At 45.4% G+C, this 20,210-nt stretch carries 4 protein-coding genes; all 4 read right to left on the reverse strand.

Going from position 1 to position 20,210, the window contains the following annotated elements; all coding sequences use genetic code 11:
* Positions 1-19: 19 nt before the first annotated feature.
* Complete coding sequence (locus EGI32_RS15605) at positions 20-658, reverse strand: RHS repeat-associated core domain-containing protein (protein ID WP_255156335.1); 639 nt, start codon at positions 656-658, stop codon at positions 20-22.
* Positions 659-1,395: 737 nt separating this feature from the next.
* Complete coding sequence (locus EGI32_RS15610) at positions 1,396-10,749, reverse strand: RHS repeat domain-containing protein (protein WP_255156285.1); 9,354 nt, start codon at positions 10,747-10,749, stop codon at positions 1,396-1,398.
* Between the two features lie 54 nt (positions 10,750-10,803).
* The gene (locus tag EGI32_RS15615; protein ID WP_255156286.1) at positions 10,804-11,526 is read right to left on the reverse strand and encodes a hypothetical protein; all 723 of its coding nucleotides are present in this window, start codon (positions 11,524-11,526) and stop codon (positions 10,804-10,806) included.
* 47 nt (positions 11,527-11,573) lie between these two features.
* On the reverse strand, positions 11,574-20,201 hold the full coding sequence (locus tag EGI32_RS15620; RefSeq protein ID WP_255156287.1) for a PA14 domain-containing protein: 8,628 nt from the start codon (positions 20,199-20,201) through the stop codon (positions 11,574-11,576).
* Positions 20,202-20,210: the final 9 nt, after the last annotated feature.

The following is a 20,210-nucleotide window of genomic DNA, read 5'->3' on the forward strand; positions in this document are numbered from 1 at the left end:
GCTTTCCACTTCCACGCAGTTAATCCAATCGCATAATTAGTAATTGCGATTTTCCATTCATTTGAAAGAGAGTTGCTGTTAAGGGTTTCAGATATTCCTTTAAACTGTTAGTACTCCAATCCGCTACAGCAAAGAATTGATTAAAATAAGATTTTGCTACTCCTTGCATTTCTAGTCCTTGTTGTAGCGTCAAACTATTCGAATTTGCATATTCATCTACTGAAGCTTCTACGCTTGCAAGCATTCTATTAACCTCTATTTCATTATGAAATAATTTTTTCGCTTTAATGTTGTTAGCTACTTCATTATATCCAATTTTTATTGCATCAGCAAATTGATTTGACTCTAAAGAAGTCGCAACAGTATCTCGGGCTCCATCTGGGTCAATAAAAGTGATTGGGTTGTTACTAAAACAAGCATATGGGCTTTCATCTTCTTTTTCAACAGGATCCGTATTCCAACGCCTTCCCAACCTAGGGTCATATTCCCAAAATTCTGCAGTATAACTATTCCCCTCTGCTTTGATTTCATCGGATGTTTCATGTCCATTAAACCCATACCTATATTTAATTCCAACTGAATACTTCCTCCCCGGCATCAGCATCCCGAACGGATAATAGTCATTTGCTGTAACTACATCGGCTGTATAGAAGTCGATCTTGCTGTCGGGGGTGCTGTTTGTCTAAACTCCGGTAGCCAGATCATACGTACCGTTGTCTACACCAAACCTCTTATCTGATATAGTAACTAGCACATTTCCCAAATGATTGCTCAACTCAAAGAACTAAAACAAGGCATCAGTATCTTAACGGATGTTATTCAGATGGGGCGGCTGGGCAGGAGACCAAGCCTCGGCGATTCACGAGGAATAGTACCAACGCGGGCGAAGAGATGGATTGCTAAATTAAAGGGGTAGTCGGAAATCTTTAAGTCAAAATGTATAGAGCGGACTATGCCATCTTAAAGCGACTTTCTCTGGGAATTATATAGGAATATGTGGTTTTTTCTTTATGCGATTATGATCCAATTTATTAATACACATTGTATCAATTATTCGCAAAACTTTGTCAGAAAACTGTCTAGAACTATCAATAGTTGATTTTGAATAGCGTGTACCGATTGGATCCCTAGTTACTTGTGTACTGATTTCCATAAATCTACTCTGCGAAAAAACTTTTTCTTCGCAGTCATAAATGTTAACTGATGAATCGCGGGACGTGGCCATTAGGTTTTTGACACAATTACAATAATTAAGAGCGACCTCAAAAGGGTCTTCTACTTTTGTTTTCTTACAACTTAAAGTAAGTGGGATAAATAGCGTAAGATAGATTAAGTGTTTGTACATGTCTTTAGTATGATTAAAAAATATGGAATTTGAATAAACTAAACCCCTGCTTAATATGAATAGTTTCTGTTTTTATTTCCACTCGAACCTGACGATTTGCCTGAACCAGTCGTCTTTGTTGAGGAAGGAACAAAAACCTTCCCCTCTTTAATCTGGGCTGCTTTCAATACTGGATCCCCCTCTTGACCTGCTGTATTTGGAAGTTTTTTCAATGACTCTGTTACTGTCTTTCCCGTTGTAAATTTCCATAAAGCTCTAGCGCCGTTGGAAGTCGGCCTGATTAAATCATCCCTCATTGCATCTCTATTTTCTCCATCTTTCACATTATTAGTATAACTGAACTGAATTCCGAAAACTGCATACTCTGCTTTAGCTCCGTCCTCGGCTCGGCCACCCGTTATATTATCTTTGTGCGCTTTCATTGAACGTGCCCAATGTCCACTTTCGTGCATAATTAAAATCATTGATCTGAACATATTGAAAGCAACTTCTTCATCATTCCCAGCCTTCAGCGCTAATTCTAAATTTATTAAATTATAACTTTCAAATGAAATGTTATTTGGGAAACCATCAGACCGGCTCCACTCATTTCCACTTCCATTGCCGAATCTGCCACGGTATAAGTCTTTTCCAACAGATCCTCCAGATTTTGTTAACTCGTCTTCTGTCATTGTAGGAGTTACCCACGGCCCTTTTCCATATGTCAGCATTTCTTCCCATGCAGAGACACCACTCTGATGATCATCAAAACCCATTTTATAAATCCAGTAATCTCTCGCTGAAGTATTATTAATATATGTTGGCAAGACGTGTTCTATAATTTTAGCGAGTGTGGGGTACTTATTGGCAAAATAAGGAGATATTTTAAAAAGTCCATTGAAATCAGTAAAAGCAATAGGGTTATCTCCAGCGAATGTGTAAGTACTTTCACCAGGGTTTATCGTTGCCATAGGATCCGTTGAAAAAAACCTACCACCCAATCTGGAATCTTGGATCCGAGCACCAAAGTTATAGGCATTCCCATCTCCCTTAATATCACTATCGTTTTCCTTCCCATTAAACCCGTACCGGTATTTACTATTCTCCGCGAACTTCCTCCCCGGCATCAGCATCCCGAACGGATAATAGTCATTTGCTGTGACTACATCCGCTGTATAGAAATCGATCTTGCTGTCGGGGGTGCTGTTAGTTTTAACACCGGTCGCCGGATCGTAAGTGCCGTCGTCTACACCAAACTTCTTATCTGATATAGTAACGAGCACATTGCCCAAATGATTGCCCAACTCAAAGAACTTATTTCCGCGGATAAAGTTACTGCCATAAATGGTACCGGCAGCATTGAACGGCAAAGTTTTACTATCGGCAGTTAAGGACAGTATACCCAGCCTACTGCTGCCATAGAGGTGACGTTCGCCAAGTGCGAGTGTGGCAGGGAAGGCTGTACCCGTGGCCGAGGAGTTGTACACCGCCATCACATTGCCGCTGGCATCGCGGGTGTACCAGGTATAAGTGCTGGTGGTGGTAGCGTCGGAAGTAGCGCCATACTTTTCTACCTGTTTGCTGATACGGTTACCGGCTGCATCGTATTGGTAATAGATAGCTTTGTTCTTATTGGCCACGAAACCAAAGTTGATATCGGTGATTTTGCCGTATACATTCCAGTTGATGAGGGTGATATTTTCCTTCGCGTCACTTTTCAGGTTGCCGATGGCATCGTAGGTATAATTATCGGCGTTCGACTGATCTTCGAGATCACTTACACCGGTAGCTATGTCCGACTCGTCGTACGCGCTGGTATTGGTCATAAAATCCCTCACGCGGCGAAGGCGGTTGTTGGAAAGTTTACCCGCCAGCGGGCCCGATGCCTCATAGTTGTACGAATACGAAAGGCTGTCCATCAGCTGCTGGCTGTTGTTGTTGCCGTAGCGGCTGTAGGTGAGTATATTGCCGTTGCCATCGTACCCTATCCTCTCGCGGTAGTTGCGCAGGCCGATGATGTTCGACCAGCTGTTGTTGGCAGCCGTAAGGCCTTTGAAGGCGTCCATGGCCTTGAGCCTGTTGAGTTGATCGTAGGTATAGTTGTACAGGATGGCGCCATTGGTAGTGCCGGTACCGGAAACATCCGGTATGGACAATGCCCCGATGTTGACCACCATACTGCTGATATTACCATTGTATAATGGACGATAAGCGGCATTGGGCAGGCCATTTGTAATGCCGGAAGCCATAGAATGCAGTGGCATGCTGGTAGTACCTGCACCGGAATAAATACTCTGGTAATCGCCATCAAAATAATTAAGGCTGAAGCCATATGCATCTTTTGCTACATAGCGTGATGAAGCATTTGTAGTAAGGCCATCGAGCCCCATGTCTTTATCGGCAGCAAGGCTGCTGCTGTTTACCCCTTTGAGCCAGCCCTGGATGGTATAGGCATAGTCTACCCCCTGCACTTGCTGCTCACCCAGTATAGTACGGGCCAGCGGACCATGTTTGTAATAATCGTAAGCGGCATCTTTTTCCCAGATCAGGCTATCGATACTGGTGTGTACCGCTGTGATACGATTTTCGGCATCATATTCATACTTGTGATACATCGCATCGGCGGGGCGATAGAGGTATCCATTTTTAATGAACTGGGGCTGATAAGCGACATGGTTGACCTTGCCGCTGATAAGATCGTACTGGTACACCATCTTTTTGAACCTGTTGTGAATGCCATTGTAATTCATCATATTGATGAAAGGCGCCCCATAAATGGCGGTACCATAATCCTGGATCAGGGTATCTACATTACCGTGGATATCATAACTATAATAAGTAGCCTGCCGGTAAGTTGCCCCGTTAGGGCTACCATCAGGATAATACTGGGTGAATGCTACCCTGTTCCTGAGATTCGCCGCATTTACGGGGACATCTGAGGAAGATATGCCATACCATGCAGGATTAGGTACATCGTAAGTGGTGGTTACAACCTCACGTTTCAGGTAAGACGTACCAAGCCAGGAACCTAAGGAGGTTGCATTGCGGCTGAGCGACTGCGACATACCGGTGGAGGTAACATTTACATATTCTCCTACCTCGTTGATACGCCCGATGTAGTCATAGAGTGTGTAACTAAATCTCCTGTTTTCTTCTCCCGAAGGATTGATGTTTTTCTGCCGTGCATTTTGCGACACTACCAGTCTTCCCAACCTGTCGTACCAGAAATTGCTGGCCCCGGCATCGGGTGTTGATTGAGATACCACCTGGTTGAGTGTATTGTACCTGTATCGTGTAGGAAGTCCATGCTGTATCAGTAAAGCTGTTCCTGCTGAGCGGGCTGTTTTTACCGAATCGCTCCAGGTTATTTTATGATCCATCTTTCTAAGGTTGACTCCTTCGGGAGGTACTGTCTTTACAAGATTGCCGGCCTGGTCGTAATAATAAAGTGTATAATGATATTCACTGGTGCTGTCTGTAACCGTGAAAGTTTCGCGGTTGAAAACGTTGGTGCATTTTTTCAGATAGCGGTCTTCAAAACTGCTTACCAGCGAATCGCGATAAGCGTTGTAAAGATCGGTAGCCAGGGCGGTAGCGCCATTGATGGCGAGATCGCATTTGGATGGCGGATTGAAAGCAGGGAGGCTGTCGGGCGTGGCACAAAGCTTTGGCCCCGGTGTTTGCGGACAAAGGCCTAAATCTTCGCCACATACCCGTTTGTACAGATCTGCTATTTGCTCATAGGTATACGAAGTGCCGTATTGAGCATTAAAGTAAGCCGGGAATGTAGTCGAACAATCAGGTTTAGAACACACCCACTGATAAGGCACTTTTTCGAAATTGCTTGGGTCGTTAAATTCTTCGTTGAAAACCAATGTGCCATACTTATCATAAAATTTCATGTACTTATACTGCATTACTTTATCATACCAGGAGAACACCGAGAAAAACTTCAAACCTGCTATATACTTTCCGGGATAATAAAAATCTGCTTTAAGCACACCATCCACATAGACCCATAGCCGGTCATTTTTAAACGTGACCCGCACTACCTTAAAGGTATCGAAAACAGTATGCATAGATGTCTTATTCAGTTCCCAGTTGGATACCACCACCCCATTGGTGTCGACCATACTTCCCTGTATGCCGGTCCAGTTACTGTTGCCTGTAAATATCACTATCTGTGCAGATTCCGCACCGTTCGTATGAAGGGGCCAGAACTGTATGCCTACCTGTGTCGGTACAGGGTCGATGCCCGGCTTCACCCTCATTTCGGTTTCAAAGGAAAACTCTTTACCTGTACACATTGTCCTCCAGTTCATGAAACTGAAATCTCCGGGAAAGACCGTTACGCTATCGGGTGTTGTGAGCATCCCGTCGACAAGAAAATCTTTAATATGATACCCTGAAAGATCGCGGGGAACATAACCGATGCCTTTTGACCAGGAAGTAACATCGTAACCATCTACCAACGTAGGTGCGTTGATGCTTTGCGTATACCCAACCAGGGTGTTTTTCAATTGCTGGCAGGAAGGAAGCGCATTGCACGGGCTGCCATCGATACCACAGGCTGAATATAACTGCAGTATCTGAGTATAGGTATATGACGTGCTGAACAAATTATTGAAGTAGGTGGTGAAAGAGGTGTCGCAGGCTGGCTTGTCGCACTTCCATTTGTAAGAAGGCCTCGCAAGTTTTGTTGGCCCATCAAAGTTTTCATTCCACATCAGGTTGCCGTAGGCGTCGTAGAACCTTACATAATCGTATTCCATCGGCGTATCCGCTCTACCACCCAATGAGAGGTGATCGAGGCTCGTGATCGTGTAGTTGAACGCCCTGCTGTATTTGAGCACCCCGTTTATATAAATATAACCCCGTTGATTCTTGAATACGATTTTTACAGTTGTCCAGTTTTGCATTGGCCATAATAATTCCGGATGATTAAGATCATCCAGTAATCCTTCGGACGGAGTGACAGTTCTTGCACCACAAACACTTCCATTATTTGCTGTAAAAATGGCCTGGAAAATTCTGCTTCCACCAGCAAACTGGAAACCGAACAACCACTGAGCCGCCAGCGGATCAAATCCTGGTTTTGTCCGCACCCTTACTTCGGTTGAAAATTCCGGACCTGTACATAACTGCTGTTCCGAAAACAAAGCAAAATCACCCGGATATAGTGTAACAGAATCGGGGGTACTGAACATACCATCCCTTATGAAATCCTTGAATTTGTATCCGCTGATATCTCTCGGATTGTTGGAGGTAGTTAATGACCAAAGGCCCACCGGCACGCCATCGCCATCCACGACGGTAGGGTTTACGTAGCCAGGATAATTCTGTGATGCTTCCTGCAACTGAGCACAGGTGATAGTAGAAACAGGGATTTCATCATCTGTCGACAGGCCGCATTCGTTCATAAACAGCAGGTACTCCCTGGCGGTTTTATTGAAGCCTGTAATGTGGTTCATATAATTTTGAAACAGCTTGTTTACAGCTATCTGTGTATCGCTGATGCTGTCTGCCAGGTTCACAATGCTACCCGGATATTTATACCTGAACTCGCGGTAGTATTGTTTCATCTGAGTGCAACTGATACAAGGATCTTTTACACACTGCAGTGCCAGCGGAATGGTGATCGGAGTTGTAACCGTATTGCAATCCGTTGAAGACAAAGGGTTGCAGAGCTGCATCAGTTGGTCAAGGGTACTATCCGCCAAGCTCACATGTAATTGTTGGTTGAGATATGCCGAAAAAGAGGTCGCGCCATTGGGCTGCTGAATATATTTGGAGTAATATTCACTGATCTTTGTGCAGGTACACGAATCCGGCCTGCCGGTAACAACTTCATCGCCACCGGTAAGGATCAACTGCGCTTCATAAGGGAGAGGTGCGCTGATTAGATCTGCATTACAGTTAATATTTGTAGTAATGCCATTGGCCAGGTTGAATGCCACGATTACTTCTTCAAAACTTTTTGGTGTAACAGTACTTCCAGGCCTTACCGTGCTGGCTCCCATTGGATGATCAACATCCCCACCGGCTTTACACACTTTTATCAGTTCAATTTTTAACGCCGCTTTCTGAGGTTCCGTATAATTACAGGTTCCCAGTTCGGTCATCCATTGATCAGCATATCCTTCACAAGCTTGTGCTATCTGATCGTCTATCAATGTATTGGCTTCGTTGATGTAACCAGACGGAGTGGAAGCCCCGTTGCCCAAGGCGATAGCGGCGGCTTTATCAGCCGGCGACAGTATCCTCAACGCGTGATCCACGTCGCCGCTATTGAGTGGTATTGCCGGATAAATGCCTGCATTCAAGGTTACGATCTCATACAGTAACGAGCTTTTGTAATTGAGATACTGATCGCGGAATGCTACCCAGGCTGCGTCAAGATCGGCAGTACACATTGTGTTGCTGAATGCATTTGCCAAAGAGGAATAAGTGGCGCTACAAGCCGGATCGTCATCCCCGCATTTTACACTAATGGTGGCCATATTCCAGATGCTGATGCCGCCGGTAACTGTTCCCAGGCTGATGTCCTGCATAAAATTTTCCATCGTTACCACTTTATTGGCAATGGAGAATGAATCAAGACATATTTTGTAGAACGGATCGATATACCCGGTCACTACCGGTGAAAAATTTATGAATGGAGCGGTTGCCTTACCGGTGGGATTGAGATATCCTTTTGCATAAGCTGCCGCGTAAGTGGTAGTATTTTCAAAGTCTTTATCCCAGGCAAAACTATTTTTAAATTTAGTCATCCGGAGATATCTTGGATATTCCGGGTGTTTGGGCAAAAGGGATTTCGCCCATGAATCCTGGAAATTTTCTGAGAATTCTTGCGGAGTAAGGTTTTCGGGGCTTTGTCCATTGACCACTGAAGGATTGCCATCTGCATCCACATAAGCTGTTGCCGGCACCTGGTATTTAAGTTTGGGGCCTGCGGCAAAATCAGGTGAAAACATAGACCACGCATATCGGGAACCGATGGCTGTACTGGCATCATTGGCATACTGCCCTGCAGGTGCACTCACATCTTCCAGCAGGAGTGAGAGTGTTTCGTTTTCCGTAGTGGTTCCTACACAAATTTCTTCGCAGGCGGATTTCTCCAGCAGGTATGAATTGTAGGCTGCCTGCCGGTACCCTGCAGAATCCGCGGCTGCAATATTCAGCTTTGTCATGAACTTAGACCGGTACGATTCCCATGTACCGATACTGTCTGTACAGGCCTGGCAGGTAGTTTCACAACTGATGTTGCTCAACACTGCGGCCCTCACAGAGTCTATGAACTGCTGAAGCGTTTTGCAGGTATTATGCGGAAGGAATATGGAGTCGCGGTATGCCGCGAATGCCTGCCGGTTGACCGATAATTTTTTTGTGATCATGTATGAGCCTACCGGCAGCGATACATCGGCCGACCAGATAATCCCTGATGGGGTGTTGCAGGTGGTATCAGGATGGGCTAAAAAATCGGCCAGTGTGAAGTTGCTGACTTTTGCTACATATGGAACTCCCCCTGGCATATTACTGTTATTGCAATCATCGGTAATGGTTATTTCAAGGTCGTACTGGCAGTCGTAACAAATAGTTGTGCTGTCGCAATCTTTCAGTTGCAGGCTGTCGCCGGCCAACGAATAGCTGAAATGATGTGACCCGTCTTTTGTGATGAGCAGCGACTTCATACTTTGCACCGTGTACTTATCCGACTGGATATTACTGCCCCCTCCTAAAAGGTTGCGGGTTTGAAAGGTACTGGTGTTTGAATTCAGGTTTACCAGGCTTGTATTCAGGGGTGTGCCTGCCAGGGAAGTTGCAATGGTGCGGCCATGCATGTCTACATAACTGATGCTCAGTTGCCCGTTGGCATCCCTTACCATGTTTTTGCTGTAATGCGATACATTACCCACTTCTGTACCGAAAAGTGCATCGAGGTCTTCCTGTTCGGCAGAACCGTAGTAGTATTTTGTCTGGTGCAGTTGGGAGCTGGCGTCCCCGGATATCCCCAGGCCGAGCTGATGATATGCCCCTACGCCCCCCTGTTCCGAAATCCTTCCGGTGGCATCCTGTGTATATTTGGTTTCTGTAAAAGGATAACCTTTGGCGTCGGGTATGAATTTATTTGCACCCTTATCAGCATCAGGGCTGGAAGGCGAATAATATTTGCCGGCCCCGCTGGCTGTGCCCATTTTGTCGGCACCGGTATTACAATAGTCTGCTAACAATTTATCGTAACTGTCTTTCGTGTATTCGTCGCCGGTAGTTTTTACATTAAAATTGGGTGTAAATTTTATCAGGCTGCTGATAGTGGGGCTTGGCAACACCTGGATCTGCGGCCTTCCCTGCATGTCGTAATAGGTTTCCGCTACTACTGTTGTATTTTTTACGTTGTCTTTCGTTACCGTCTGCCTCGACCTTAATGTGCCATCGTAAAACTGTACTACCGATTTTCGTTTTCCTTCTTCTGCATAACTGGTGGTAGCCTGCCAATCCATCGTTGGCGCCAGGCCGCCGGTAATATCATACCGTTCCATACCGCCGCTGTAAGCAGAACTCCAGTTGGCTTCACGCCGCTGGTTGCCCGCCAATATCTGTACCGATCTTACGCGTACAAACAGTATGGTCCCTTTTTCGTACAGAAGCGGTATCCTATAGCTTACTTTATCCACGGGCAGGCTTACCCTGGTTGCATTGTCATCAAAAATCTTCAGGGGGTCTGGCGTTGTTGTTCCTGTTGCATAGTATTGAGGAAGCGCTGCATCATCTATTACCGCCCATTCCACATCATATTCGTCGGCCTGCAGTACAGATGCCCAGCTCACCTGGAGTTCGCCATCCGTAGCCACATAATCTGAATTTTTGGAAATGGCTTTTACCGCATGGGTATTACAATCAAATGCCGTAAAATCGCGGCTGCTTTGAATCTCACTTTCCATCATGATACTTTTTTCGAATGATGCAAGTGGTATACTTCCGTACAATGCATTCACAGAAGTAATTGTAAGGGTGGAGCTATATACCCCGGGGTACACAATTACTACCTTATTGGTATAAGGGTTGTTTTTATTGTAGGTGAGGATGAGTGTATCTGTCCGGGTAAGTACCGATGTAGTGGGCCATACTTTATAATCGATCTGATATATTACCGAAACCTTAAAAGAATCGGGTAATGTCCGATTGGAATATTCATCGATCTTAAACGTAACCAGGTTCTTTACATTCCTTACATTCCAGCCAGATGAGCCTACCAGTACACTGTCGAAGACAGACATGGTAGCCGTAGCTTTCAAGGTAGAATCCTTCCCGAACAGTGGCAAAGATTTAACGCTGACATCAATCGCTTTTGCAGGAGCGGCTGAGAAGATCAGGAATATCACCCATGCGAGTGAAACGGCTATGTTAGATTTAAAATATCTCATATAAAAATATTCAGGTTCAGTGTACGGCTTGTATACGATGAGGTATTATATTATTTATTGTGCTTCCATCAGGTTTACCAGATTATAGTCATTGTAGGCCGCCTGTTTTTGCAGGGTATTGCCATCAACCAGGATATAAGGTGAAGTATCAAACAGGTTTGTTCCCGGCGAAATGGCCGTAAAATTTGTCAGCTTCATGGTGGTGGTATTATAGGCCCCGGGGGTGTAACCTCCTGCGCCGTCGGGCAGTTTAGTTTTCATGGTGATTTCGGAAACTCTGTACGTGGCGGGGTAATAGGTCACCTTATATTCTTCAAATTCCGATTCGGGCAGAAATGTAAATACCAATTGTTTATCTGCCCCAACTGTAGCAATACTCATAGACCCTACATTGATGGATTGAAAAGAGGCTTCATCCACATTGCCTTTAAACAATTGTTTTGTAAAGGGGGCAGGATGTGATGCCACCAGTATCTTTCCGCTAAGATGCACCTGGAGGTTAACGAAATTGTTTTGCAGCTGAATGATACTGTCGAATTCTGTTTTGTAGTTCTCGCCCTGTATGCTGCAAACCCCCAGCAGCGTATCAGCCACTGTGCCATCAGTACTGATCACACTGATGTCGAACTGCTGATTATCGTAAGCGGCCGATGCCAGCTGGATGTTGGTAAACTCCAGGGTAGCCTTCAGAGAATTGCTATCCATCACATTTGTTTGCGCTATTCCTGTAAACGACAGGATAACCAGCCAAGTAAATACCACCAAAAATTTCTTCATTATGCTAATTTTTAAAATGCCAGACAATTAAATTTCCCCTACCATCACTATGGTTCTTTTATCAAAGCGCTACGGGTTTCCTGTATCGTTTTGATACCGCGTTCTGTTTCTTTTTTTACCCTTATCAGTGTTCCGTCGTCATCATATTCATAAAAACTACTGTAGTTGTTTTCATCCAGTTCTGCCATGAGCCTTAAGTTGGAAGGATTGTAGACAAAGGATTTCATGGTAGCGTTGAAAGGATGAAGACGGATATCATCGAAGTATACATCTGTGCTGCCCAGGGAGCGCAGGCCAATGTTCATGGAAGTGGCGCCCGATGGAATAGTGATGACCCCTTCAATGCGTTGCCAGCCTTCGATGATGTTTCCTGACGGGCGTAGCCTGAAGAAGGTTGATGAATTGCCGAAGCTTACATCGATGCCGGATTTGGAGTACGAGCCGGTATAACATGTATTGGACTCCCTCACCCATGCCCCCACTACCATCTGTGTACCCGCGATAGGCGAAAACAGCGGGTTGATCATGTTGGAAGGTTTTACCGGGTTCATTTTAGGGTATTTACCTACCGGCATGCAGCTGCCCGCAGAATCGGATGCAGACATTGTTGGCGAATAAAAATTCCTTACCGGTATTACCGTGGCTTCCGGCTCAAAAGGATTGGACCATAAAAGCCTGCATTTCGCGTCTTTTGTAAATTCTGTATATACCAGTTTAATGTTGTACAATACACAGGAAGAAAGGGATATTGAATCCGTTTTCCATTCGTTGTTACTGAAGGTAAAATTCACTGCCGCGTTATTGATATACAACTGCGCCACATCATCTGCACCTTTTTGTAACCGGAACATGTATTTAGCAGTATATTCCGGCTGGAGCTTACCCGTCCACTCTACGCCGAAATAATCAGTTGCGCAGTATTGCAGCGGATCGAGATCCCTGGGAGCACCTACCCCCCAATCTTTATTGATATTGCCATATTGTGTATTTAAGTTCCAGATGGGCGTTGCTATAAAGGCCCGCATACAAGTATTGATAAAAAGCGGATCGGCACGAAATACATTATATCTCGTAAGCAGCCCGGTGCCTTTAGGGGTAACAACATTGTATCCCGCATTTACAGTATCAATTTTTATCGATATTGATTGCGAACCTGCGTCTGCCAGTGGTGTAACTAGTTTTACAGTATTTCCCGCGGTAGCGTTTGCCGCTACTTTGATGCTGTATTTACCGGTGTGTTTCTGGGCAGTGGTACGTACCCCTCCCCCTCTGGTGAAATCAACAAAACGATCGAAGCCCGCAGCTTTTACTATGCTGGTATCAAATGAGGTACAGGAAGGCAATGAGTCGCCACAAGGGCCAATGTAAATGCCACATTGTTTGTACAAACTACCCACCTGTGCCAAGGTGAAATTTGTTTTGAACCGGTTATTGAAATAATCGGCGAATGCCATTCCACACTCGGGTTTAGGCGCCGAACAATCAAACTCTGGTTTAGGCAAAGCAAACGTGCTGCAGCCGGAATTGAACTGTTCATCAAACACCAGACGGCCGTTACCATCATAATACTTTACCCAGTCGATGCGGGCTGTACATTCATTGAACTGCAGTGTTGGCACAGAAAGCCCTCTGTATAAAGCAATGCCTGGCGCTGCCATACCCACTTTACCCAGCAACGTATTATTGACGTATACTTCTACCGTATCTGTGGCCGTCATCACCACTTTAAGCGTATTGAAGCCGCTGAGGAAATTAAAATTAAGATCGGGGCGGGAAGTAAATCCATATCCGCTGGTGCCTGCCAATCCCCCAACTCCTCCGATACCCACCCGAACGTCCAATGACCTGCCACCGGTGAGCAGCAATGTAAAAAATACGTGCAGCGGTGTACGGCCGGTGATTGGCAACGCCTTGAACCTGGCTTCATACGTGGCAGCGGGAGTAGCAATACAAATTGTTCTTTTATACTGCAACTGGAACTGCTGAAAATTTACACCACTATCCGGATAAGCTACCTGCCCGTTGGCGAACATGGACTGAAATGTATAGGCCTGTCCGTAACCAACAGGGCACTGCGGGAAACCCCAGGTAGTGGTGTCGCATCCCGCAGAATTATACGCGGGCGGAATTGCTGATACATTATATGTACCTGAAAAAGCAGAGAATGCATTACTGAGCGTATCGCAGTTATTAAGTTTGGGATCATACACCACGGGCAGGCATTGGGTGTACTGACATTCGGCTTCGCAATAGCTGGTCTTGTATTCATAATCTTCAAAGCCATCAAAGACCATATTCCGGCTTTTGCTGTTTTGTGCTACGGCTACAGGGAGTTGTTTGTTGTACCCATATTGAACACTGTTGTACCGGTTGAGCGGATCTTTGTTTTCAAGCTCTGCGCCTTTGCGGTTGATCAGCTCCAGCTGGCTGTTCCACACCCACCTTACAGTTGTATCGGCATTATTGTTTTTGAGCGTGCCGGTGCTGAACTGCCAGTACGGTTGAAAGTCTTTGATCTCGCCATCCCTGCGGATGTTTGTCTCTGTGGTGGCATCCGATTCTTTACGTGCGTCGTAGTAAGTATATGCCCTATCCATCTGCCAGTTGCCCAACACCCCAAACCTGTAAGGGTTGATCGCTTCGGGCCGGATAGATGGTTTGCAGGTAAGAACACAGGTATCCTTTATAAACTTATAATCCACTATCAAGAGCGGCCCGAACCCTCCTTCTTTAGAGTTGTAACAATTGTTGATGCCTGAAGATAATTGTCCGTGGTAGCCGGAATTGAAACTCTGCATGCGGCGTTCGCTCACCCTGCTGCTGTTAACATCAGAATTGGTCAATTTCATCAGGATACCAAAGCTGGTAGCCCGGTTATCGCTCAGGCTTTGTACCAGGTTTTTGAATTGAGCGGCGGGAATATTTATATTATCGCAATTCTGGCCGGTAGCAGTACTTCCTACCGTTACCGAAGATGGGTCGTTTGGCGGAAGGCTTATCACATCCCTCAACATGGTAGCCGGCGACCAGTTGGTAAGCACACGGGAAAAATTTAACGCGTTACCGTTTACATGCGGCTGCCCACCCACATTATAATTGCTGTAGGTATTATTGCCACCGACCGGATCCACGCCATTATTGTAAATCCAGTTCTCAGGTGATGTAAGGCCATTGGTAGTGTCTCTCAGCGGCATGGGACTCATGTGCAGGCTGGCGTTGGTAATGGTTGCACCGGCGGGGATCGCCGTCATATCAAAATCCAGGATGGAATGTATGGTCAGCACATGCAGCCTGCTCCTGCGGGCTATCTGGTGCATTCCCGCTGCTATATTGGTGGGCATATATACAGAAGGCCGGTTGTCATCCGGACCGATTGTCCACTTTTTCAATAACGAAGCCCTTTTCATGGGCAGCACCGCACGGGCAGAATCTATCACCTTGTAACAGGTATCTACCAGGCTGACAGTACTATCCACCCTCCACATATCTTTAAACCGGGCAGCAGCGGCCGCTATTACATGGCTACCTGTATCGAAAACAATCTTATAGTTTCCGCTCACCAGTTTTACAGGATCAGCCATTGCTGTAATACTTCCTGCCCCCACGCTGGTAAGGTTACGCTTTCCGGAACGTATGATCAGCAGGGATGAATTAATATTATTGATGGTGGTTACAGGTGCTCCATTGGCATCAATGAAATATATGCCGGTGTGCTGTTCAATTCCTTTGGACGCATCTATAGCCCATATCTTCCTGCGGGAATAGGTATACTGCCCGGTAAGGATCACACCCAGTGTATTTTTTACAGGTGCCCGCTCTGTCAAAATTATTTCATCGCCACTTTCAAAGTATTTTTCAAAAGAGCGGTCCCTTAAAACCCCATACGTTATCTGCTGGCCTGTAAAAGTTTTTTGTACATTTTTATAGGCGGAGGCCATACCGCTGTATGCCCAATGTGCGGGATAGCTGAAGTTGTAGATGGGATCGTCAAATTCATTGTTGGTACGGGTAAGTACAGGCTCTCCGGTTTCACTATCGTATACCAGGTTGCGGGTGGTAACTTTGCTGCCTTTGTCCATCACTACCACACTATCAATAATACCATACCTGGTGATCACTTTGGTAACCGCCGCGGAGCGGTACCTGTTTATTTCCGATTTGCGGTACATCAACGGAATAGGCAGGATAAAAAAGCCCGGAACGCTATTAACTTTTTGAACCAGTACATTTAACTGCTTACTGGAATTGGTGGTAACGGACAGCTGCTCACGGAGATCAACCATCAACTCCACTTCTTTACCCATTTCCGCATCTTTTGAAATGATGCCATTGGCGGAGTCGACCATATCCACTTTGCTGGACAAACGATTGGCGAGGCGGTCGTTTTCGAGGCGGTAATAATTAATGCTGTAACTGATTGGATTTTTAAGATCGTTTTGTGCATAAGAAGCAGTACGTTTCACTTTTCCATTCATATCATTCAGTTCCACCTTAAAGCCCTGCGATAGTGTTACATAACTCCTGGGATTATAATTAAAGAAATTCAGCTTATTGGTTGCGGGGTTTTGATAAGTATACCGGCTTTGCCCTTCCACAAGCTGCGTATTTCCGGATTGCACCGGAAAATCTTTCGATGTAAAAAATTCCGTTTCCGAAACCCCGTTGGCAGATTTATTCTGAGTGTGTATACTACTCACCCGCACTTTACTGTACCCTACGCCTGCTGATGGGTAAAAGGATTCCATCACAGGCTCATCTACATAAAAATAGTCTGTTGGCGCAAGCAGTCCAACTTGTTCTTTGTATGGATCGGAAGGCACCGTAAATGGATTTTCGTCCCTACCTATCATAGGCTCATAAGAGGCTACACCACTGCTGATAGTAATATCATTTCCTGATTCGTTTTTGATAACTGTGGTGTAGTCATACTGCTGGCCATAAGTAGATTCGGTAAGATTATTAGCCACACCGGCCATTACTTTCCAGTTGTCGAAGATCTCTACTTTTTTAACCCGGTGGCCCCCACCATATTTTTTATAAAAAGGATTGTTCAGGCGGGCGTAAGATTTAGTTGAATTGATCTCTTTACACCTTCCTTCACTAATGGTATAATCGTAGAATCCGGCAGTGGCGTTTTTAATATTGCCCGCCACTGTGCCGATCGCTTTAAAAAATTCCCCTGCAGAAAGATTGTCGCCCGGTTCGGAATAAGGGTAAGCCTTAGAGTAAAGGTTCATTCTCAGGAACTGTGTAGCTGCCAGCAGGAAGGCATTTTTTCCATCCACCGCTTTTGGTTTTATCCAGATGATCTTGTCGGAAGGGGAACCTTTGATACCATAAGATTCTATATCGAAGTAACAAGGTACATTTTCGCTCCCGCCTCCCCATACGTCCGTTTTTACATTCATGCTGAATTTGACGAACATCTTTTTAACACCTTCGAGATATTTTCTATACAATTCCGCATTTGTATTTACCTGGTCGGGCACTTTGATGAAAATATAATCACAACTGATCTGATTTATCAGCCCTGTAGAATTTTTGGTATACAATTGATTTTGGGGAGCATCGGTGCTGAGTTTGCCAAACCCGGCTACTTCCATCATCTGCATGGCACGAAGGTTTTGAACATATCCATAGTCGTCTGCCTCGTACGTTATTTTCATTTTGCCGCCGGATGGAAGCAATATTTCGTTGAGCGACCATGCGGCTGCATTGGTATTTGCTGTAGTGGCATTCTGTGAAGCATACGGAAAATCGGCATTGGGAATTGATGTCTGGTTGGCAGAGGCATCTTTGTAATTGCCCCAGCGATCGTACGATTTATTGTTGTATGCAGGGCTATTGTTGCCGGTAAGGTTTCCGCTGCCGTCGAAAGTATCTTTATCGTAGTGAAAGATGTATGGATTTTGTACCCCTTTATCATTTTTGTTGTACGTGAACCATATCTTACGGAGCGTGAGTTTTCCTATCCCGGTTGATTGCGCTCCAGGATGATCTTTACATAAGGAATAATCATATTCAAAATGGACCGTCTTGATCGGTTTGGCATTAGCCTGTCCGTATTTGATGAGATCTGCTTTCGAATAAAGGTTGATCTCCTTCAACTGATACACTTTCTGACTGGCATCTTTTCCACCGTTCTCGCCATTGGTGCCAAATGCATCTTTTCGCACTTTAGCGGGATCGGTTTCGAGCACAAATGCGGCGATCATATTCTTAGACTCCAGCGAGTTGAGGTACCATACTTCTTTTTCACCATAGGTATAACTTCCCCTGTCGTCGCGTTTATCCGACTTCAGGCCTTCGTTGTAGGCAGCGGTGTTTGCCTGGTAAGGCGCCCTCCATTTGAAAATGTTTCCTGAGCCGCCATAAACCCTTGTATAATTGAACCGGACTGCATCCCCCTGATCATCTTCGGTTATTCCATTGCCGGTAAGGTCTACATAGTCTGCCGACAAAATAGAAGAGAGCATGAAAGAGTGTACATACGAAGGGGTTATTTCCTTGTTGTAAAATTGATCGGTCCCATCCACCGCATTGGCAGTGGTATTATCGCCGGGAGTATAAGTTACCAGGCCCGTATTGATATCACCGTTATTTTTATTTACCGCAAAAGAAACTTCCCGCTGCGTAGTGTTATAAGCGGGCACTCCATAAATATAGCGACGGCCATCTGTGTTTAAAACGCTGATCTCCGAAAGATGGTTGGGTTTACGGTACCCCTCGCTTCTTTTGATGACCTGGTAATTGCTGTTGCACCCAAGGCTCGGTATGGTGTTGATATCATAGGTTTTTATTACGGTATCCAGCGCAAAATGCGAGGCGAGGTCGGCATTGAGATAAGTGATGACCTGGGTGCGTTTTGAGCGCTCTTTGCGATACGAATTGTTTAAACTGAGCGGTACCGTTCCGGCCGGTATATGATTTTTATATTTGTTGAGGGCGCTGTTGAGTACCGGATCGCTGGCGTTGTTGCTGCTGATGCCTGTGAGCGCTATACTTACCAGGTCGGTATCACCCACTGCCTGTAAATAATTGTAATCGGCTTTCACTTTTTCACCGGGGTTACGGAAAAAAACCGGCTCGGCCAATGTGTTGTCTTCCTGCCTGAATTTTATCTGAGAGGCTAAGAGATTATTACCGGTTTTCCATGGGCCGGTTACCGTTTGGTTGGTTGTTTTTTCAATATCCACGCCTATTTCGGCCCAGGTTCCATATCCGGCTTCCAGCGAAAAATTTCCTGACTTTGATTTGGTACGGCTGGTATGGTCAAATACAAAACCTATATCGCCCCTGTATGGCCTGAAACTTCCGCCAATACCTTCCCCCGATATGGAATACAGATCGTATGTGTAGGAAGGAACAGCAATGTTGGGGGTATTGGCCCGGTAAGGCACTTCTTTATCGCGATTGAAATCGAGTAATACTCTATCGCCTGCATCCGCAGCATCCTGGTAATGATTATATCCGTATGCTTTCAACACCTGTACCGTATCTTCCGGTGCTATATAATTTTTTGAAGTATAGGCAGAAATTGTAGCCCAGGTTTTCAGTTGAAACTTTCTGTACCTGCCGGGTGACAGTGAATACGAATAACTTTCACTGGTGTAGGGCATATTGATGGTGGGAGTAAATGCCGGCTTGCTGAAGGTGATACTACCCGCAGGAAAGTGTACCCCTACTTGTCCTCTGCCGCTCTGGCCATCGTAGGTTGCCTGCCTCGAAAAATTTACCCCGCCGGTTATCTGCAATGCAGATATGCCGGTGCGGGAATTATAATTACTGCCTATGTTGGTACTAAGGCCGATTGCTTTTTCTCCTTTGCTTCTTACCGATACCCCGAATGAAGGAGATACATCCAGCCCGGTTTGATTGTTGTTGCCGATGGATAACCCCGCCGTAAATTGCCCCCGGCTAAAAAGCCCTGTACTCATGGATGAGTTGATACCATATTCTACACCCCAACCTTTGTAATTATTGTGAAAGACGCCAAATTTTCCGCCCAATCCAACATTTACCTTTTTATCTACCTTTTTAGCAAACAGCTCCCAGGTTTTGCTTACAGAGCCCCCGATGGTTTTGTTTGGTTTCATGTTCATCACTTTGATGATGGTATCGGTACCATCAAAATCATCGGGCAAACCGCGAACATTCCTGTTGATCGTTCCCGGGTTGATATTCCAGCCAAGCCCCACCCAGCTGGATTCCTGATCCATCGTAACGCCGCTGTTGTAGTGGATGCTGATGGGATAACCCCCTACATCCAATAAGGGGATATTGTAAGAGAAATCACCGCTAAACAGATCCACCATATTATCTGTTCCGATACTTTTGAAGGACTGCATTTCAGGCTGCGACGGCCCGGGGCCATCATCCATACTGCCGGGTTGCACATTGCTGTCATTCGCCAAAGACATTACCTTAACCACTGAAGAGGCTGGATCAACATCCGCAACGGTTGTATGGGAAGTTGCCGGAACGGAAGCAATGTTTTGAACAGGATTATTAAAATACTGTTTTTTAATTCCGGTATTCCGGCTTCCGGTATAATTACCCGATCGGGCATCATACACCGGCCTTACCAGAGCGCCTGCGGCCAACTCTGCGTAAAAGATGAGAAAAAATGTCCAGGCTATTGGCTTCTGAAAACGGGTAGCGAATGAATACAGCATATCTTAATT

Origin of the sequence: Ferruginibacter sp. HRS2-29 (assembly GCF_024343615.1) — a bacterium.
Taxonomy (GTDB): domain Bacteria; phylum Bacteroidota; class Bacteroidia; order Chitinophagales; family Chitinophagaceae; genus Ferruginibacter.